The organism is Anaerobacillus sp. QJM3NY_32, from assembly GCF_056173645.1.
On record NZ_CM149684.1, the window covers coordinates 561316 to 580946 of the forward strand.

Genomic DNA, 19631 nt, shown 5'->3' on the forward strand with positions numbered 1-19631 from the left:
TCGGTAAAAAAACCGGCTATTTTGAAGCCGGACTGTTTACTTCTTCTTTGACTGTTTCAATCGTCTTCTGCATTTCCTCGACATCTGCCTTTAGCCTAGTTAAATTCGGTTCAATATCCTGTTGAAATGAAGAGATGGATCGTTTAAGGTCAGCGGCTACTTCCTGAATAATTTCTTTGCCTTCTGAAGAAAGCTGTTTTACTTGAGCGGTCAGTTCGTTAAGATCACTTTTAAGCTTAGTAAACCCTTCCTTTATATCATCACTCTTCTCTTTAGCGTCAGTCATTAATTCTTTTCCGGATTTCGGAGTGGTTAAAAGTACAGAAGCAGCGGAAACTACCCCGCCTACTACAAATCCTGTTAATAATGTTTTTGCTTTTCCCATGATGTTCATCCTTTCCTATCCAAATCCTTATACTTCTACTTAAAGACATTAGTTCGCCATCCCAGTCAAGAATCCTGCTTTCTCCTTTCATTAATTCGTTGTGGTTATGAAAGCAGTGGGCATCACATATACCTTTTAGTATACGCTACGGTAAATGGAGGGGACGGGTATGGCTGGATTTATCTTTTTCCTTATTGCAGCTGGCAGTCTACTATTAACCGCAACAGTAAGCAGGCTGTTATTAATTAGAAAATATTCATTTCACAATGAACGAATGATCCGAAAGCAAAAAAGCGCCTACTTATTTGGTACGTTTGCGATTGTTTTCCTTGTGCTTGGGGTATCGATGGCCATGCTTATTTTCTAATGATGTCCTTTATTTTCCCCATGGCTTTCAACTTGCAAACATAAAAACGATATAAAAGGTTAGAATCACGCTCATTTGAGGTATCTTATAGAGAGAAGGGTATTTAAGGAGCGTGAAATAATGAATCGTATGATTAAAAGTGTTTTTAAGAGAATGACAAAGAAGGCAGTAACGGTTATGAAGGATAAAGACAAAATGAAGGATGTTTCAATCGAATCCTTGAAAAAAGGAGCCCTATACAATGGGCGTAAGGGCATGGATGAGATGTGGGTGGATGTGAAGACGTTCTCGAGACTTGTCCAGGAATTTCGTAAAGGAAGTTATCGCGACATTTCAAAAAAATCAGTCGTTATGATTGTAGGAGCATTACTTTATTTTATTAGTCCTATTGATGCGGTTCCTGATTTATTAGCGGGAGTCGGGCTTCTTGATGATGTAGCAGTAATAGGATTTGTTGCAAGTCAATTAAAGCATGAGTTAGAAAAGTTCCGAGAGTGGGAAACAGGAGTGAAAATATAAAAAAACGGCCAATTTGGCCGTTTTTTTTGTGTTTATTTAGAAAGCGAAGCTAGTACGTTTAAGGATTGATTGTACAACTGGAAAGATTAGTACCATTGCAATGGTATTTACTACGGCTGTTGGAAGAACAACGGTAACAAACAGTCCAGTGAATGCGGCGCCACCAGGAAGTCCTGCAAAGACAAGAGCAGCTCCAAGGAATATAGCCCCACTAATCATCGTGCCGATTGCTGTTAAAATTCCAACTGTTACTAATGATTGGCCAAACCGCTGAACGAGTAAATAAAGACCAAAGAAAGCAAAAGCTGTCACAGGTTTATCAATCATGTTAGCAAGTTGTCCACCAGGGAATGTTGTCGTTGCAGCAGAGATAACTCCTGTCGCAAGTCCGAGTACAAGAACGCTTTTGCGCTCAGGAAATAGTAATATTCCTAGAAACATCATTGTAAGAAGCATATCGTTCTTCATGCCAGAAATTAAGCCAGGTATAATTGCGTGTAGAATCGTTCCAATACCAAGTAGTAAAGCCATGAGTACTAAATTTTTTGTTTTCATAAAGAAATCTCTCCTCTTCTCATCTCATTCTCCGTCAAAAGACGGTGTTCTCTCCATCAGTGCGCTATGTGCCTGCTGCGAAAGAACTAATTTTTTATATCATAACAAACGAATGTCCTATTGAAAAGTGTTAAATATTGTGTTTGTGATGGAATGTCTGCATAAAGTCACTTAATGCACGAACTGATTCAAGGGGAACAGCGTTATAGATGGAAGCACGACATCCTCCAACAGAGCGATGGCCCTTTAACCCAACAAAACCTTCTTCTGCCGCCTCATGTAGGAACAGTTCTTCAAGCTCTTTTCCTGGTAAATTGAAAGTTACATTCATTGATGAGCGACTTGCTGTTTCAGCTGTTCCACTATAAAAACCTTTACTACTATCAATCGTGTCATAGAGTAGATTTGTTTTCTCAGCATTCATCTTTTCGATTTCCTTAATACCTCCCTTAGTCTTTGTCCATTCAAGAACAAGGGATAGCATATAGATCGCAAACGAAGGAGGGGTATTATAGAGCGACTTCTTATCAACGTGAGTACGATAGTCTAACATTGTTGGAAGTTGATCTGGGATGTTTTTGAGCATATCTTTCCTTAAGATGACTACAGTTACTCCTGCTGGACCAAGGTTTTTCTGAGCACCTGCATAAATAAGACCAAATTGGTCAATTGGAAGGGATCGACTTAATATATCGCTCGACATATCGGCAACGATAGGAGAATGGGTATGCTTGGGGAATTCCTTCCACTGGGTGCCATGTATTGTGTTGTTTGAAGTCAAGTGAACGTATGCATCTTTGTTACTGTATTGTAGCGTGTCGATCTCTGGTATACGTTTGAAATCATCTTGTTCACTACTTCCACCAACATACGTGTCTCCTAATTTCTGAGCTTCCTTTAATGCTTTTTGGGACCAGCTTCCTGTAAGGAAATAATTACCCTGCTGACCAGTTTGAAGAAAATTCATTGGGATCATTGAGAATTGTAAACTTGCTCCGCCTTGAAGAAAAAGAACTTCATAGTCATCAGGGATGTGAAGCAGTTCTCTTAAAAGCTCATTGGCTCCATCATGGATTTTCTGATATTCTTTGCTACGATGACTAAATTCCATAATGGACATACCTTGCTGTTGATAATTGAGAAGTTCTGCTTGAGCATGATTAAGTACATCTTGAGGTAAGGCGGACGGGCCAGCATTAAAATTATAACGACGTTCCACTAATAGACACTCCTTTAGTAATGTAATGCGATGCCTCGATTTAACTTGTACTCATCCTATCATTAAAGGATTCGGCGGTGCTATATTTTTTTCTAATCTTTTCGAATATTTCGTTCTATTGAAGCAGAAGCATTTGTTCTGCTTCATCATTTTGCTATTCTATATAGAAGTGAATGATAAGAAAGTGGTGTGAACTAATGTATCGAGAAAACAAACCAACTCATATCGGACCATACGATCATCCAGATATTTATCCTGGTCCACGACCAGCTTCATCTTTCCTATACCATAACGGGAAAGCACATCGAATTGATGAAGTTCAAAATACTCCAGTAGAGAAGCAAATTGTTCATTATGCAAGAGGGGAAGACGTGTCGGGTTCTCTTGCATTTGCAACGACAGAACAGTTTACAGTGGAAGAATTGCTGTTATCAGAAGGTTTATCTCCTATTGAAGAGCGAATCCCGCTTCTCGCATATGGATCGAATGTCTGTCTAGCACAGCTCAAATATAAGTTTAGTCTCAATCCTGATGTTAGTGATTTCATTCTCTATTATCGTGCAGAAATAAAGGATACAGACGTCATCGCAGGTTCCTTTCTAGCACCATATGGAGCACTTCCTGCTGTCATTGCTCCAGTTCAGGGAGCGAAGACAGAAGTGTGGGTTACATTTGTTGATCGTGAACAGCTAGAACTGTTAAATCGTACGGAAGGCGGTTATGTACTAAGAGAGCACCTTCATGGCAAGCTTACCCTTAAAACAGGGGAGAATTTCGAACGAGTTTACGCATACTATTATCCACACGGTTACATAAGAGAAGGTTCTTATGTACGATTTAAAGATATACCGGGGGAATCAAATCTCCCATCTATGTGGCAAGCAGATTTATTAAATGAGCTGAAGGCTATGGTCGGGTATGGAGGTCATAGAGAAGAGTTTATTCATGAATTAAGGTGGAATCCAGACTTACGAACAAAGATGTCAACGATGTTAAATGGATTAGATCAAACGTTTGATCATCCAGATTGGGTTGTTCCGAATGGCTTTTATACATTAAAAGAAATGAAACGCACCCAAATGAAAAGGAGACCATAAATGGTCTCCTTTTATGTATCAAGACAGTTTCATTAAGAATTAATGTGCGAACGAATCCCTTCAGCAAGACGCTGTAACTTGTCAGCATCATAGTCATTTTCGTGTGTTTTCCATACCGCTCCGAATCCGTCCCCTTTACCGTAGCGTGGAATAAGGTGTAGATGATAATGAAAAACAGATTGTCCAGCAATCGCTTCATTATTGTTTAGAAGATTCATGCCTTCAGGAGAAAAGTTCGCTTTTAAAGCATTTGCTATTTCAGGAACTGCAGCAAAGAGCTTTGAAGCTGTCTCGGGATCAAGCTCGTAGATGTTTTGCTGATGTTTTTTTGGAATGACGAGGGTATGTCCTTCTGTTACTTGTGTAAGGTCTAGAAAGGCTAGAACGTCTTCATTTTCGTAAACTTTCGCAGATGGAATATCTCCGTTAATAATCTTACAGAATATGCAATCGGGTGAATGGCTCATGTTCATCATCCTTTCAATCTTTTCATATATCGTACCATAATTTTCATTTTCGTTATGACCGCTTCTCCCTAATGTACTTACATATCTTGCAAACACAATCCAATGATTAAACGAAACTTCTATATGATCTAAGAAATATTTATTTTTAAGAATAATTGGATTGGAACAAGAAAAGGCTCTGCCGGGGGTGCAGAGCCCTGAGTGCAACTTGTTTTAAGGGAAGACGCCACACTCTCTATAAGGATGTTCTTAATACCATTGATCTATTCATGTATTTTGAGTTTTATTATCTCGATAACCGACAACTTCGAATGGGAACTATATCTACACTTAAATGAGTCAATAATAAAAGTTAAATAATATCAACGAGACTATAAAATGAAAAATGTCCTTTATGGAAAGTCTTCTGTGAAAAAGGTAAGATGTGGATAGGGGTAAGTGAGAAGGGTGCTGTACGAATCATTCAACTCATTGTTTCACGCTCCAATTGAAAGTTTGTTAAAATGTAAACAAATGACGCGAAATGAGAGGAACGCTATGACGAATTCTATTCTGGAAGTTAGCAATCTTACTGGTGGATACCAGGCGAATAAGCCTGTACTCCATGATCTTTCTCTTAATGTAAATTCAAATGAAATTGTTGGTCTCATTGGCCTTAATGGGGCTGGCAAAAGTACAACAATCAAACATATTCTTGGCTTACTTGACCCAATGAATGGTCGTATCCGCGTGGGTGGTACGAGCTTCTCTGAAAATAAAGATGGTTACCGTAAACAGTTTTCATATATACCTGAAACACCGTTGTTGTATGATGAGTTAACGCTTTGGGAGCATTTACAGCTGACAGCTCTAGCTTATGAATTAAGTGAAGAATGGAAAGAAAGAGCTGAAGCACTTCTTAAAGAGTTTCGGATGACTAATATGAAGAAGTGGTTTCCGGGTCATTTTTCTAAAGGGATGAGACAGAAGGTTATGATCATGTGTGCCTTTCTCGTAAAACCATCTCTTTATATCGTAGATGAGCCCTTTGTTGGTTTAGATCCTATTGGGATTCAGTCCTTCCTTGATATGATGCTGGAGATGAAAGAGGAAGGCGCAGGGGTATTAATGTCGACACATATTCTTTCAACAGCTGAAAGGTATTGCGATCGATTTATTATTCTGCACGATGGCCGAATTGTAATGTCAGGTACTATGGCAGAATTACGGCATCAAATCGGTAATAAAGCTGCTACGCTCGATGATATCTATATTGAAGCGACCAGGAGTGGCAAATGATGCAGCTTGAGACGCTATGGAAAGAAAGGGCAGGGGCCTTTTGGAAAATTGCCCTGCGTTACTTTAGACTAATTGGTAATAGCAGCTTTTTGTTCACGCTTGTTCTTACCCTCATATTCGGGGCGTATTATTACAGTGAATTATTGAAAGTACTTCCTGAAACATTTCCTGGATTAGCGGTCATTACAGTCATTGCTGCAGTGACTGTGGTTCGAACGCCATTAAGGTTCTTTTTGTCAGAAGCCGATCTAGTATTTATGCTACCAGCGGAAAACCGTTTACACGGCTACTTTCGTAAATCTCTATTGTATAGTTTCGGACTTCAAGTATTTATAACCGTTGTCGTTATGACGATTCTTGCACCTCTCTATCAGCACGAGATGTCTGCTGGAACGCCTTACTACGTGTTTGTGATTATTGTGCTGATTGCATTAAAGGGAGTTAACGTCATCATGAAGTGGATGGAACTCCACTTACCAGCTCACCAAACTTCCTGGCTTTATACAATGGTGCGTCTTTTTACTACAATGCTAGTAACATACTTATTACTGGCACAGGCATCATGGATTTTCGTAACGCTCGCATGTCTCATACTTGTAGCGATTCTTTTTCTATTCTTTCTTCCGCTTCAACGTAAATATGCAATCAAATGGGAGAAGCTACTTGTGCTAGATGAACAACAAAGTATGAAGTTCTATCGAACAGCTAATTTATTTACGGATGTCCCTAAATTAAAACAGTCTGTTAAACAAAGGCGTACATTAAGCTCAATTGCGGAGAAACTTCTCCCAACAAATACTGTCTATGAGACGCTCTATCAAAAAGCATTTATTAGGAGTAATGAATATTTAGGTATCTATTTTAGGTTATGGCTTTTAGGACTCGTAGTGATCGCTTTTGTTCCTGGAGTTACAGGTAAAGTGATTGGGACTGCGCTCATTATTTATTTAACAGCTGTTCAACTTCGAACATTGTTCCCTCACTACGAGGCACATGTGATGGTAAAACTTTATCCACTGTCAGATAAAGAACAAATAATGGCGTTTCGCGCCCTGCTAATTCGTTTACTAGGTGCACAAGCAGTTACTTTTGCTGTTATTTCTTTTGTTCTTTCTTTTGACATTGTGTCGGCTGGATTGATTCTTATTGTTGGGTCAGCGGCAGTTGCCGTAGCCACATCTCGAAACAGTAATCTGAAACAGAAGATTTAGTTGACTGGTTTGGTGTTAAAAGTCAGAGCCAAAGGATGTTTTGCAGCATGAGTTATTTAAGTGAGGTAGAAGAAGAGCTTGAATCTTGGGAGCGAAAAATAAAGAAAAAATCTTCTATGGTTTCCCGTTCAGCAAAAAAAATACAAAGTCGGATTAACGATAAAATACCTGAACGTATCCATTCGATCGTCACAAATGGTATTAAAACAATGGTCCAAGGTGTTCTGGCTGGAAATACGTATACTGTTAAAGAACCAGATATCAATCAATCGCTTCAAGTGAGAGATGAAAAAGCAAGACGATTAATACTTAAGTATAAACGTATTGCTGCTACAGAAGGAGCAGGTACAGGCGCAGGTGGGATCCTTCTTGGTTTAGCTGATTTTCCTTTGCTTTTATCCATTAAGATGAAATTCCTTTTTGATCTTGCCAGTGTTTATGGATATGATGCTAAGAAATTCGAAGAAAGAGTGTTTATTCTTACGATTTTTCAACTCGCTTTTTCAGCAGATGAGGCGAGGAGGAGCAGTTACGAGCGCATCGCTAACTGGGATGATAACCTTAACCAGATGGAAATAAGAAATAAATACAATGATGAACATGATTGGAAGTCGTTTCAACTCGAGTATAGAGATTATATTGACCTTCCTAAATTACTTCAGATGATTCCTGGTTTTGGTGCAATAGTCGGGGCGTATGTGAATTATCACTTTCTTGACTGGCTAGGGGAAAATGCCATGAATGCTTACAGGAAGCGCATCATTGACGTAAAGGATGAAGAAGAATAGACAAAGAAAAGGCCAGCCGAATGTTCCGGCTGGCCTTTTTGTATCAATTATCTTATTCGAAGCGTGCATCGCTAAGAATGCGATCCATTTCTTCCATATGGTGTGTTTCATCAGCGATCATATCATCAAGCTTCACAACTAGTTCAGTAAATCCTAGTTCCTCTGCTTGCTTTTTACGTTTTTCATAACGATCGATGGTATCTTTTTCAGCCGTTCTAGCTTCAATAAGCATTTCTTTCACATCAGTAAGCTGTTTTACTTCAGCAGGAGCGGTTGTTGGTGTACCACCAAGCACTTTAATTTTCTCTGCAAGATAAAGAGCGTGTCCCTGTTCATCTGCAATTTCACTTTCAAAGAATGGTTTTAGTGTTTGACGATATAAACCAGATACAACAGCTGCATTGTAAGTGTACATAATGCTAGCAGCGTATTCATTTGCTAGATCCACATTAAGTCCATCAATTAGTTCTTGTTTTTTGTCGGCCATTCTAAACATCCTTTCTAAATCTGTTCTGTTTTGGTTCCATATTAATTTTACCCTTCCACTCCGTTAATAAAACATAAACATTGAAAAAGATAGGAACAATAGGATGGATGTTTGACTGATAGTAGGAGGGGTAATATTCAACTATGTAAATCACAATTAGTTAATCTATAGGAGGGCCTAAAGTGAGTAAAATTGCAGTACTTATGACAAGCATGTTTGAAGATGTAGAATATACAAAACCTGCTGAGCAGTTTAAGAATGCAAACCATTCTCTGACAGTAATTAGTACAGAAGCAGGTCAAGAATTAACAGGAAAACAAGGCGAGGCTAAAGTAATATCCGACAAAGGAATTGATGAGGTAAATGCGGAAGATTTTGACGTTCTTTTCATTCCGGGTGGCGTTTCACCTGATGAACTGCGCGCAGATGATCGATTTGTGGCATTTACGAAAAAAATGATGTTTCTAAATAAGAAAACGCTTGTGATCTGTCATGGTCCACAGCTGCTCATATCTGCTGAAGTATTAAATGGAAGAAACATTACAGGATTTAAATCCATTCAAACAGATCTAAAACATGCGGGTGCCAATGTGTTTGATGAAGAAGTGGTAGTTTGTGGTGGAAATTTAGTTAGTAGTAGAAATCCAGACGATATTCCGGCATTCATTGAAAAATCTCTGTCTGTTATGGACAACTGATAAAAAGGAGTGGAAGTAATGAGTGAAAAAAATCATTTAGTTGATAAAGATAGTCAGCTCGATGTAAATAAAGTTGATGATACACTAGATCGTATGAGCGATGACAAAATGGATGATATTCTCTCTAATTTTGAGGACTTTAAAAAATACCTTGCCACTAGAGTCGAAATCGGAGAAAAATTAGGACTTAGTGAAGAAGCGCTAGCTCAAGCTGCAGAAAAAGTAGCGGGTTATCTAGCGAAGAAGGAGGAGCCTAAGAATAGAGAAGAAAAGCTATTACAAGAGTTATGGCTTGTGGGAAGTAAAGAGCAACGTCATGAATTGGCCCATCTTCTTGTACGTATGGTTCTAACTAAAGATAAGTAAAGGCAAAGCCGCTGCTGATACAGCGGCTTTTTTAAAAAGAATTTTATGAGGTGAAGAACTTCACGGAGTTTGGAGAATTGAAAACGGTGAAAGGCGCGATATTATGAATAAAAATAATTTTTTTAGCTCCTTGCCAGGAGCGTTAAAGCAAAAAAAAGTGTGGTTTCCACTTGTACTAAATGCATTTGGACTATTCATCGCTGTTTTGGCAATCATGTTGTTTTCAGAGTTAGCAGAAGAAATATTAGAAAAAGAAACGCTACAATTTGATCAAGCGATTATTTCTGGCGTAGACGGCATTCGTTCCGATGGATTATTAAATGTGATGGAATTTATAACAGAACTTGGCTCTGTTTGGTGGATTTCAGTGGTTTCTGTTGCGACTGTAGCTTTTCTATGGTTTAAACTACGTGATGGTTGGAGCATTCTCTTTTTCGTTATAGCACAGGCTGCAGGCGGACTTTTAACGACAGAACTAAAACATTTTTTTGCTAGGTCAAGACCTTCCATCGATGCTGCTTATGATGCAGTGGGGTATAGTTTCCCTAGTGGACATGCGATGGGATCTTTTCTACTATATGGATTTATTGGTTACCTTATTGTAAGAAGCCAGAGGAGTAGAACGACAAAGTGGTTAAGTGGAACACTAGTATTCTTCTTCATCGTACTGATCGGATTTAGTCGAATCTATTTAGGTGTTCATTATCCAAGTGACGTTCTAGCAGGTTATGCAGCTGGTACACTCTGGCTATTTGTTTGCATTTTCTCTCTTGAATGGGTTCTTTGGATTAAGAGATCCTCGTTAACATTAGGTTCATTCAGAAAAATCTTCTCCAGTAAGAACAGTTAAGTATGCAGGCAATACTTCGAGCGTTGACGGAGTCGTATGATGACGTTCTCCGTCACAGTCGATATTTTGCTCTGGATCAGCTTCTATTTTTAAACGTTTTGTTTGGAAATGAATGATATCTTCGTTAAATCGCGACTGCTTGAAAACCTTTGATTGAAAAATGGACCAAAAAGTTGGAAGAGACGTTTCTTTAATGATTAAGACATCAAATTCACCATCTTGCAGGTTATTTTCAGGGAAGAAAGCTTGGATCCCGCCAGTAAATGGACCGTTCCCTACGATCATCATGACAGCTTCCCCTTCAAAATTCTGCCCATCGGCATCTACTTTAAGATGAAAAGGCTGTGGATTGTTGATCGTTTGTGCAGTACTAATGTAGTAAGAAAGCCTTCCGAAAACTTCTTTTGTATCAGGGTTAATGTTCTCAGAAGCCTGAGTGATTAAGCCGATTCCCCAGAAATTCAAGAAATACTCATCATTTGAGCGACCTACGTCAATATGGGAACGGTTATTTTCTAATAGCTGTTCAACAGCAAGGAGTGGATTCTGGTTGATGCCGATTGCTCTAGAGAAGTCATTGCAAGTTCCTCCAGGAATAATACCGAAAACAGGACGCTTCTCTCTTTGGCAAATTGCATTTGCTAATTCATTTATGGTTCCATCCCCACCAGCCCCAATGAGAATGTCTACTTCGTCGCCTAGTTCTGCGACTAATTCAGCACCGTGTCCTTTATATTCTGTTTTATAAAGGGAAACCTGATCATAGTTTTCTCGTAGTCTTTCTTGGATCGTGTCAATTTGATTGACCATTTTAACATTTCCAGCTTTGGGATTTAAGATAATGGCTACACGTGTCAAGTTAATGACTCCTTTCGTATAATCTTCCTTTCTTATTCCCTTATATTCGGTGAAGTACACACGGATAGTAGAATTCGAAAAAAGTTGATTTCGAATTCAATTAGCTGAACACCTCCACATAGTAGCTATCGCAATTAGTTGTGAGATTGGACTGATTGACATTGGACTCATTTCTCATGACAATTCACTTCTTAGGGAATTATACTAGTTGGAGAATACATATTTTGACGAGTAGGAGCTTGTAAATGAAGAATATTTTAAGAATTTTCAAGAAAGATTGGAAGGGAATTGGAACGAATTGGGTAGCAGCGATTCTATTAGGTGGTCTCATTATTCTTCCTTCTCTTTATGCTTGGTTTAATATTGGAGCATCTTGGGATCCATATAGTCAAACGGATCAGCTTCCTGTTGGCATTGTCAATGAAGACAAGGGGGCAACCATTCGGGATAAGGAAATTGATGCAGGTGGAGAGTTAACGAAGGAATTGAAAGATAATGACAGTCTTGAGTGGCATTTCTCAAATCGAGAAGCTGCGATGGATAAGCTTGAGTATGGGGACTATTTTGCAGTGATCGTCATTCCAGAAGACTTTTCAGAGAAACTTGGGACAGTTATTAATGATGAACCCGAGAAAGCAGAGGTAGAGTACTATGTAAACGAAAAAGTAAATGCGATCGCACCAAAGATCACTGAAAAAGGTGCGAGTGTCATTGTTGATCAAATTACAAGTAACTTTGTATCGGTTGTGAATGGGACGATCTTTGAGGTATTTAATGATTTAGGAGTAGAATTTGAAAAGGATTTATCTGACATAAAACAGTTCGAGGAATATGTCTTCAAACTAGAAGAGAACCTTCCAGAGATCAATCGTTTGATTTCCGATGCCCTATCTGACTCGAGAGATGCTGAAGATGTGATAAATAAAGTTCAAGGACTTCTTCCGGAAGCTCAGCAAATTACGAGTGAAGGCATTAGTACGATTGATGAAACCACACAATTTTTAAACGAGTCAGAAGATCGCTTGAATAAGCTTGCACCGCAAGTAGAGGAAGATTTAACTAAAGCTCAACAAACAGCTGAGGATGTAAATAAGTTCTTATCGGATTTAAAATCGCCAGATATTGATTTATCCTCAGTAGAAGAAATAAGAAATCAGATAAATCAACAAGTAGATGAATCTGTTCAGCGTATTGATGATGTTGAAGTCGTATTGAAGCAAGTACAGGAAGCTAGCGATAATAACGAGAATGAGGAGTCGCAGGAAGAAGGAGAAGAATCTCCTCAAGAGCCGGTGCAGGAGCCTGCCGCTAACTCGCAGCAGCAAGAGGTTATCGATGAGGCAATCGCTGATCTTGATCAAGTTAAAGAACAGTTACAGACCATTAAAGCAGATAGTGATGAAATTGGATCTACCTTAGCTGATAAGCAAGAAGAAATAGATGATATTTTAACAACTCTTCAGGAAAAATCCGGAGAAACAGCTGATCGAATCGATTCATTCTTAAAAGAGTACAAGGAAAACATTGAGCCTCGTGTTCTTGCTGAAGTGGCAAGTGCGAAAAAGACGTTATCGATTGCTCGATCGACATTAAAAGAGGCGCAAACCACCATCCCTGAAGTGGAACGAATTCTTTCAAGTACTGAAAAGAATATCGGCGAAGGTCAGGATATTTTAGCATACATGTTAAATGAATATCCTTACGTAAATGATAAAGTGAACCAGCTTGCGGATCGAATCAGAGAGATTCAAGGAGAAACAGATATTAACGAGATCATTGATTTACTGAAGAATGATCCTATGGCAGAGCAAAGCTTTTTCGCAGAACCTATAGTGTTAAGTAAAAATTCACTCTTCCCGATTCAAAATTACGGTACAGGTATGACACCGTTCTATACTGTTCTATCGTTATGGGTAGGGGCACTTCTTCTTGTTTCATTACTTACCACTGAAGCCACTGGTTTTGAAGAAGCGTCGAATCGCCAGGTGTATTTCGGAAAATTATTGACGTTTATTAGCATTGGTTTCCTTCAGACGCTTGTTGTAACATCAGGAGATCTCTTTATTTTAAATGTAGATATCGTAAATCCTGTTCTTTTTGTACTATTTGGCATCGTGATTAGCTTTGTGTTCATGTTAATGGTTTATACTCTAGTTGCTGTATTTGGGGATGTGGGTAAAGCGATGGCTATTGTCTTTCTTGTTCTTCAAATTGCTGGGTCAGGTGGAACGTATCCAGTTGCTTTGCTACCAGAGTTCTTTCAAGCAATCCATCCTTATTTACCATTTTCGTACGCAGTAGATTTAATGAGAGAAGCAGTAGGAGGAATTGTATGGGCACGAGCAAAAGAAGATTTATTCTTTTTGGGAATTTTTTCTGTTGTGTTCCTTCTCATAGGAGCGGTACTTAAGGAAGTTATCATTAAAAAGACGAAGTATTTAATGAAAAAGTCCAGAGAATCAGGGTTATTTCATTAATATCCTCTTTGAAGAAAAAGCAGCCTGTCAACTGACAGGCTGCTTTTTCTCACTCTGCTTCTTCTTTTGGAAGGCTTTCTTCGTTAATTTCTTCTTTAAACGCATACGTAAATGTTAGAGCAACGAGTACCCCACCGCCAATCAGGTTACCGATACTTGCTGGAACTAGATTAAAGAACAGGAATTCCATCCAAGAGTATTCAGAGCCATGAATAAAGGATGTGCTGAAATACCCCATGTTGGCTACACTATGCTGGAAGTTTCCGGCTACGAATATAATAACAGGAAGTGTAGTAGCAAGAACTTTACCTGTTAAATCACGAGCTGCAGTAGCAAGAAACGCAGCCATTCCAATAAGCCAGTTTGCAATAATACCTGAGAGAAGAATTTGAAACCACCCTACCGTTCCATGAGATAGAAATTTCATTTTGTGCTCTGTATATGTAGCTAATTCGCTATAGAATTCAGGGGATAATGATCCTGATGCAACGACAAGAGCACCTACCAGCAGGGCACCTAGTAAGTTACCAAAATAACAAACTATCCAAAACTTCATTATATTCTTAGGAACCCAAAATCTCCTTTGGAGGATGTACGTAGGAAGGAGTACGTTAACTTCAGTAAAGAGAATGGCTCCTGAAATAAAAACAATCGCGTATCCTGTTACAAATCCTATTCCTGAAAGAAGATTACTAACACCTTCCGTTTCAACTCCCATAGCAATTAGAACAGAGAAAATAGCTCCGAACGTAACAAATGCCCCAGCTAGGATCGATAAAATAAACTGCCGATTCAGTGGCCTGGCGCTATGAGACTCCCCTTTTGCGATAAATGTTTCAACAATTTGCGCTGGAAAATAAAATTGTCTTTCCGGATATTTTACTTGTTTGTCTTTTTTATTAGAATTCGCCACAATAAATCTCCTATCTCTCTTTTTCTATGATTTCCCTTTTTGTCTTTTGGAATAAACTGACGAATGTGCCTCTACTATGGTGTGAATATAGGAAAGAAAGCTAATTTGCTGTCAACAAGTTAGATTTCCTGGGAAATCAACTCAAAGTTTGTCTGAAATAAGCGAGGTGGAAGGCCACCTCGCTTTCATTAAAATTTCCAGTATCCCGTTTTACCATAGTGCGTATGAAGGTCTTCTTCGAAACGGCGAGTAATGGGTTCGTTTAGACGAAATTCTGGTGATTGACGAACTTCTTCTTTTTTTATATTGACAACTACCGATCGATCCTGCCAGTGAATGTCATGAATCCATTTTGTAGAAAGCAGTACTTCTTTTCCGGAAAACCAGTTTTTAGTATCAACAATGATATATCGAAGCTGCCATGATTCTTCATCAAAAATGAAATCTTTAACATGACCAATTTCACCGTCAGTCGCCTGAATGTGGTATCCAGCTACTTCATTAGTACTTCGCAAGTGATTTTCTTCGTCTTGGTTAGAATGATGCAAAGTTGAATCAACATCAGGTAAATCATCAGCCATAAACGGTCTTGGATACATCCCGTTTCCCCAAGCATTAGTTCCTACCCAATAATAAGGCCAGCTAAAATGGCGATTCAGTTCCATTTCGTGTTTTCTAGAAATAGGTTGATCGGTATCAATATCAGGGCTTTCACTTACTTCTTCAGATGTAAGCGAAACTGAAATAGCTTCATTCTCATGATTCAATTGCTCGATTGAAATCGGAGAAATCAATACCTTTCGACCAGGTAACCATTTGTGTGTATCAACAACAAGATACCGTATAGTCCAATGTTCATCGTCGAAATAGAGCTCTTTTAAGACGCCTTTTTGGCCATCTTTTGTATCGATCGTGTATTTATTCACTTCACTCTCGCTTACTAACATGAGGCTCACTCCTATATGAATAATTCACTTAAGCTAAAAACTACCCGACCACGTTAAGAATTAAACCGAATCTGTTTTTTCGATTTGATAAGTTTTAAGATATGGCTTTCCTGAAAAGATCGTTTTTGGAAGTCCTTTACTTGTGTTACGATTTTTGTGCGCTGTTTGATAAGCTTCAGAAGTTTGCCAATTCTTGAAGTCCTTCTCAGTATTCCAGAATGTGGCGACGATATATGGATCGTTATGAACTGGACGTAAAATTCGAATTCCTTGACACCCGGGTTCATTTTCCACTTTCCCAGCGCGGTTTTTAAACCTATCTTCAAATATCGCCCGTTCACTCTCCTCAACAGGTATATGGTTTAAAACAACAAAACCAGGATCAGTTACCTCGCCTTTTTCGTCCATTAATTCGTACTTCTTAGCGTTTTTGAAAAAAGTTTCGGAAGACGTTTCGTGATAAAGTGCAGCACCATCAGAATTAGAAAAAAGCTTTACATTTTCTCCATCATGATCTTCTTTTACCTTTGATAAATAGTCGTAAGTTCCATATGTAACGTAAACGTTCATCTTATTCATCCTTTCAATGAAGTGATCAGGGAGAATTGCCTGATACTTTACCCTTATTTGGCAAAAACTAAACAGAATCGTCATTGTATATAGTACAAATATAACATTATTTCATGTAAGCTTAGCTGTAATTAAGTTAATAAGGGAGTGCCTCATAGAATGAAAAAACTCGGCATAGGCTTAATCGCAACATTAGCTGTATTCCTCATTGGATTATTAGGGTATTTGGGGATATTACTGGCTGGAAACTATGTCATCGACGAAAAAAAGCTTGTGATGAATTCAGCTACCCAACTTGTTGATGAAGAGGGAGAAATTATAACTAAACTTTATTTTGAAAACCGTGAGCCGGTCTCAATAGATGATATTCCAGACCATGTTCAGGAAGCTTTCGTTGCAACAGAAGATAGCCGATTCTACGATCATCATGGTCTTGATGTAAAAGCAATTGGCCGAGCGCTTTATCGTGATATTCTTGCTGGAAAAAAAGTAGAAGGCGGAAGTACGATTACACAGCAATTAGCTAAGAATGTTTTTCTAACTAATGACAAATCTTGGTTGAGGAAAACGAAGGAAGCTGTTATCGCAATTAATTTAGAACGTAATTACAGTAAAAAGAAGATATTAGAAATGTATTTAAACCAGATTTATTTTGGACATGGTGCTTATGGCATACAGTCAGCTTCCATGTTGTTTTTTAATAAACCAGTCTCAGAGTTAAGTGTTGAAGAAGGTGCCATGTTAGCTGGGCTTCCGAAAGCACCTTCAAATTATTCACCAATTAATCATCCTGAAGAGAGTAAAGAGCGAAGAGATTTAGTGCTATCTTTAATGGAGAAACAGGATTATTTAACACCAAAAGAAGCGGTTCGACTTCAAGGAAAGACGCTATCTCTTGATGTGGCAGAAGTAACAAAGGAAGCAGCTTTTCTTACGTACATTGATATGACGCTTCAAGAAGCGAAGACTCGATTTAATCTTTCGAATGAAGAAGTATTACGTGGTGGTTATAAAATCGTAGTTCCAATGGATAAAGATTTGCAGAAAGCAGCTTATGAACAATTTCAAAACGGAAAGCTTTTCCCAGGAAGTGATCCTAACAATCCGCCTCAAGGGGCTCTGACAATGATGGATGCAAAGAGTGGTGGAGTAGTAGCGGTTCAGGGAGGTCGTGATTATGTTCAGAAGGGTCTTAATCACGTGACCTCAAAGAGGCAGCCTGGATCTGCATTCAAGCCTATAGCCGTATATGGGCCAGCAATTGAGAAAAAGGAATACAGTCCTTACACATTATTAAAGGACGAAAAGACTGACTACGATGGGTATTCTCCATCTAACTATAATAACCAATATGCTGGTCAGCTCTCTCTTTATGATGCTGTCAGAGTATCTGCTAACGCACCTGCAGTTTGGTTATTAAATGAGATTGGAATTTCATATTCAAAATCTTTTCTTGAAAAAAGTGGCCTTACAATTGAAGATAATGATTTAAAAATCGCTCTTGGAGGGATTGATAAAGGCGTTTCTCCCTATGAGATGATGGAAGCCTATCGTCCGTTTGCTCAAGAAGGAAAGCATGTCGATCCCTATTTTATTAGTAAGTTATACAATAATGACGGCAAGGTAGTAGGTGAAGCAAAACAAGAGGAAGAGAAAGTGTACTCCAAACAAACGGCATGGTATATGACAAGAATACTCGAAGGTGTCGTTAAGAATGGTACCGCCACAAGTGGAGATGCAGATGTTGCTATCGCTGGTAAGACTGGAACAACTTCGTATGAGGGAGTATCGGGTGGTTCGCGTGATGCCTGGTTTGTCGGTTTTACACCAGATTTGGTGGGTGCAGTATGGATGGGGTATGACCGGACAACGGATTCACAGTATCTGACGGGTGGAAGTGAATATGCGGTTCAACTTTTTAAAAAGGTGGTAAATACTTCAATCGATGAGAATAGTACTAAGGAATTTAGTAAGCCTTCAGGATTGAAAGATATGGAAAAACCTATTACCCTTCCAAAAGTGAATGATTTGAAGGCAGATTTTGATTTCCTTTATGGTCTTCCCGCCGTCAAATTGAATTGGACAGCATCCTCTGATGATCGTATTGTTTATCATATCTATGAAATGAAAGATGGGGAGAGAAAAAAAATAGCTGAAGTTGAAGGAAAAGGGGAATATACAAGAAACTCGATCTCATTCTTTGGATCTGTATCTTATCAAGTAGTTCCTTATAATCCGTTAACAGAGCAAGAAGGAGAGGCATCTAATGAAGCTTCCGTCAGTTTGTTCGATAGGTTTAAAGGTAATGAAGAAGAGAAAGAAGATAAAAAGATAGAGGAAAACAGGTAAGTGAGTGAGGATTTTCACTTAAACGCTCGGTTACTTATGGTAAAGTAGACGATGTAAACGGCTTCAAAGTTGGACGATTTTATGACTTTTTTCTTCAATATCTGTACACTGAAGCTTACGATCGCTATAGTATGTAAGGATGTAAAAAAGTACGTTTTGCAATTAGAAAGGTGGACAAGCATGAATAAAGCATCATTTAATGATCAATTTCTTCGGGCATGCCGAGGAGAAGCGACAGATCATACACCTGTCTGGTATATGAGACAAGCAGGTCGATACCAGGCTGAATATAGAAAAATCAGAGAAAAATATTCATTTCATGAAATGAACCTAAACCCAGAAGTAGCGGCTGAAGTGACGCGATTTGCCGTTGAACAGCTTGGTGTTGATTCAGCGATACTATTTGCAGATATTATGACGCCACTTCCATCTATCGGGGTGGATGTTGAAATTAAATCAGGTGTAGGTCCTGTAATCGATAATCCCATTAAGAGTAGATCTGATATTGATCGACTAGGTGAACTTGATCCTCTGAAAGATATTCCTTATGTAATGGAAACTATTAAGATGCTACGTGAGCAATTGTCTGTTCCATTAATTGGATTTAGCGGAGCGCCGTTTACTGTTGCAAGCTATATGATTGAAGGTGGACCTTCTAAGAATTATCATAAGACTAAAGCATTTATGTATTCTGATCCAGAAGGCTGGTATCAGCTAATGAATAAGCTTGGGGATATGACAATTGCTTATCTTACAGCTCAAGTAAAAGCGGGTGCTCAAGCTATCCAGTTATTTGATTCATGGGTTGGTGCTTTAAATGATATGGATTATCAGACGTATATTGCTCCTGTTATGAATCGGATTTTCTCAGCTTTAAAAGAACTGAATGTCCCACTCTTAATGTTCGGTGTTGGAGCGAGTCACCTCATTCAGGAATGGAACAAGCTGCCTGTTGATGTAATTGGAATAGACTGGAGAATTTCAATTAAGAAAGCGAGAGAAGTTGAGGGGATTAAAAAGCCGCTCATGGGGAATCTCGAGCCTGCACTTCTACTTGCACCGTGGGAAGTTATTGAACAAAGAACAAAAGAAATTCTTGATCAGGGGATGGAGACGCCAGGATTTATCTTTAATCTAGGTCATGGGGTGTTCCCACAAGTTCAAGTTGAGACATTGCAGCGTTTAACGAATTTTGTACACGAATATACGCGTAAGAACAGATAATGGAAA

21 protein-coding genes are annotated in these 19631 nt (G+C 38.8%); 12 read left to right on the forward strand and 9 right to left on the reverse strand.

Features of this window, described 5'->3' with window-relative positions:
• Positions 1-16: 16 nt before the first annotated feature.
• The gene (locus tag AC0VYH_RS03100; RefSeq protein ID WP_430246905.1) at positions 17-385 is read right to left on the reverse strand and encodes a YtxH domain-containing protein; all 369 of its coding nucleotides are present in this window, start codon (positions 383-385) and stop codon (positions 17-19) included.
• Between the two features lie 169 nt (positions 386-554).
• On the opposite strand from AC0VYH_RS03100, the gene AC0VYH_RS03105 reads away from it, so the two are divergent.
• Positions 555-752, forward strand: a complete 198-nt coding sequence (locus AC0VYH_RS03105; RefSeq protein ID WP_194220001.1) for a hypothetical protein — start codon at positions 555-557, stop codon at positions 750-752.
• Positions 753-872: 120 nt separating this feature from the next.
• Positions 873-1271, forward strand: a complete 399-nt coding sequence (locus AC0VYH_RS03110) for a YkvA family protein (protein ID WP_430246903.1) — start codon at positions 873-875, stop codon at positions 1269-1271.
• Between the two features lie 36 nt (positions 1272-1307).
• Here the strand turns inward: AC0VYH_RS03110 and AC0VYH_RS03115 are convergent, their stop codons facing one another.
• Positions 1308-1826 (reverse strand): tryptophan transporter, encoded by a 519-nt coding sequence (locus AC0VYH_RS03115; protein ID WP_430246902.1) that lies wholly within the window; start codon positions 1824-1826, stop codon positions 1308-1310.
• A 130-nt stretch (positions 1827-1956) separates the two neighbouring features.
• A complete protein-coding gene (gene serC / locus AC0VYH_RS03120) occupies positions 1957-3045 on the reverse strand; it encodes a 3-phosphoserine/phosphohydroxythreonine transaminase (RefSeq protein WP_430246901.1) in 1089 nt (362 codons plus the stop codon).
• A gap of 197 nt (positions 3046-3242) precedes the next feature.
• Between serC and AC0VYH_RS03125 the strand changes: the two genes are divergently transcribed.
• Positions 3243-4142 carry a hypothetical protein gene (locus tag AC0VYH_RS03125; protein WP_475366516.1) on the forward strand — a complete coding sequence of 300 codons (900 nt, stop codon included), beginning with the start codon at positions 3243-3245 and terminating at the stop codon, positions 4140-4142.
• A 32-nt stretch (positions 4143-4174) separates the two neighbouring features.
• Here AC0VYH_RS03125 and AC0VYH_RS03130 read toward each other — a convergent pair whose 3' ends face one another.
• Positions 4175-4609 carry an HIT family protein gene (locus AC0VYH_RS03130; RefSeq protein ID WP_430246899.1) on the reverse strand — a complete coding sequence of 145 codons (435 nt, stop codon included), beginning with the start codon at positions 4607-4609 and terminating at the stop codon, positions 4175-4177.
• A gap of 537 nt (positions 4610-5146) precedes the next feature.
• Here AC0VYH_RS03130 and AC0VYH_RS03135 point away from each other — a divergent pair.
• Genes AC0VYH_RS03135 through AC0VYH_RS03145 form a run of 3 tightly spaced genes read left to right on the forward strand, consistent with a single transcriptional unit; the run spans position 5147 to position 7886 of the window.
• Positions 5147-5887: an ABC transporter ATP-binding protein gene (locus AC0VYH_RS03135; RefSeq protein ID WP_226616110.1), complete on the forward strand. Its 741-nt coding sequence runs from the start codon at positions 5147-5149 to the stop codon at positions 5885-5887.
• Entirely contained in the window at positions 5887-7098 is a 1212-nt protein-coding gene (locus AC0VYH_RS03140; RefSeq protein WP_475368379.1) for an ABC transporter permease, read from the forward strand. Before AC0VYH_RS03135 ends, AC0VYH_RS03140 begins: the two co-directional genes overlap by 1 nt.
• Before the next feature lie 47 nt (positions 7099-7145).
• The gene (locus AC0VYH_RS03145) at positions 7146-7886 is read left to right on the forward strand and encodes an EcsC family protein (protein WP_475366518.1); all 741 of its coding nucleotides are present in this window, start codon (positions 7146-7148) and stop codon (positions 7884-7886) included.
• Between the two features lie 52 nt (positions 7887-7938).
• Here the strand turns inward: AC0VYH_RS03145 and AC0VYH_RS03150 are convergent, their stop codons facing one another.
• On the reverse strand, positions 7939-8373 hold the full coding sequence (locus AC0VYH_RS03150; RefSeq protein WP_098446445.1) for a ferritin-like domain-containing protein: 435 nt from the start codon (positions 8371-8373) through the stop codon (positions 7939-7941).
• 182 nt (positions 8374-8555) lie between these two features.
• Between AC0VYH_RS03150 and AC0VYH_RS03155 the strand changes: the two genes are divergently transcribed.
• The 3 genes from AC0VYH_RS03155 to AC0VYH_RS03165 all read left to right on the forward strand — a co-directional run bounded on the left by AC0VYH_RS03155 (position 8556) and on the right by AC0VYH_RS03165 (position 10287).
• Positions 8556-9071, forward strand: a complete 516-nt coding sequence (locus tag AC0VYH_RS03155) for a type 1 glutamine amidotransferase domain-containing protein (protein WP_475366519.1) — start codon at positions 8556-8558, stop codon at positions 9069-9071.
• Between the two features lie 18 nt (positions 9072-9089).
• Positions 9090-9437: a DUF3243 domain-containing protein gene (locus AC0VYH_RS03160; RefSeq protein WP_194219992.1), complete on the forward strand. Its 348-nt coding sequence runs from the start codon at positions 9090-9092 to the stop codon at positions 9435-9437.
• A 103-nt stretch (positions 9438-9540) separates the two neighbouring features.
• A complete protein-coding gene (locus tag AC0VYH_RS03165; RefSeq protein ID WP_475366520.1) occupies positions 9541-10287 on the forward strand; it encodes a phosphatase PAP2 family protein in 747 nt (248 codons plus the stop codon).
• Here the strand turns inward: AC0VYH_RS03165 and AC0VYH_RS03170 are convergent.
• Positions 10252-11145 carry a diacylglycerol/lipid kinase family protein gene (locus tag AC0VYH_RS03170; protein WP_430246892.1) on the reverse strand — a complete coding sequence of 298 codons (894 nt, stop codon included), beginning with the start codon at positions 11143-11145 and terminating at the stop codon, positions 10252-10254. The genes AC0VYH_RS03165 and AC0VYH_RS03170 overlap by 36 nt on opposite strands.
• A 245-nt stretch (positions 11146-11390) precedes the next feature.
• Between AC0VYH_RS03170 and AC0VYH_RS03175 the strand changes: the two genes are divergently transcribed.
• Positions 11391-13622, forward strand: a complete 2232-nt coding sequence (locus AC0VYH_RS03175) for a YhgE/Pip domain-containing protein (protein ID WP_475373283.1) — start codon at positions 11391-11393, stop codon at positions 13620-13622.
• A 49-nt stretch (positions 13623-13671) separates the two neighbouring features.
• On the opposite strand, the gene AC0VYH_RS03180 is transcribed toward AC0VYH_RS03175, so the two are convergent.
• The 3 genes from AC0VYH_RS03180 to AC0VYH_RS03190 all read right to left on the reverse strand — a co-directional run bounded on the left by AC0VYH_RS03180 (position 13672) and on the right by AC0VYH_RS03190 (position 16052).
• Positions 13672-14535 carry a formate/nitrite transporter family protein gene (locus tag AC0VYH_RS03180; protein ID WP_322098214.1) on the reverse strand — a complete coding sequence of 288 codons (864 nt, stop codon included), beginning with the start codon at positions 14533-14535 and terminating at the stop codon, positions 13672-13674.
• 188 nt (positions 14536-14723) lie between these two features.
• Complete coding sequence (locus AC0VYH_RS03185) at positions 14724-15482, reverse strand: PRC-barrel domain-containing protein (protein WP_430246890.1); 759 nt, start codon at positions 15480-15482, stop codon at positions 14724-14726.
• A 60-nt stretch (positions 15483-15542) separates the two neighbouring features.
• Positions 15543-16052, reverse strand: coding sequence for an antibiotic biosynthesis monooxygenase family protein (locus AC0VYH_RS03190; protein WP_430246889.1), 510 nt, complete (start codon positions 16050-16052; stop codon positions 15543-15545).
• A gap of 159 nt (positions 16053-16211) precedes the next feature.
• On the opposite strand from AC0VYH_RS03190, the gene AC0VYH_RS03195 reads away from it, so the two are divergent.
• Complete coding sequence (locus tag AC0VYH_RS03195; RefSeq protein WP_475373284.1) at positions 16212-18401, forward strand: transglycosylase domain-containing protein; 2190 nt, start codon at positions 16212-16214, stop codon at positions 18399-18401.
• 180 nt (positions 18402-18581) lie between these two features.
• On the forward strand, positions 18582-19625 hold the full coding sequence (gene hemE, locus AC0VYH_RS03200; RefSeq protein ID WP_475366522.1) for a uroporphyrinogen decarboxylase: 1044 nt from the start codon (positions 18582-18584) through the stop codon (positions 19623-19625).
• The last annotated feature ends 6 nt before the right edge of the window (positions 19626-19631 follow it).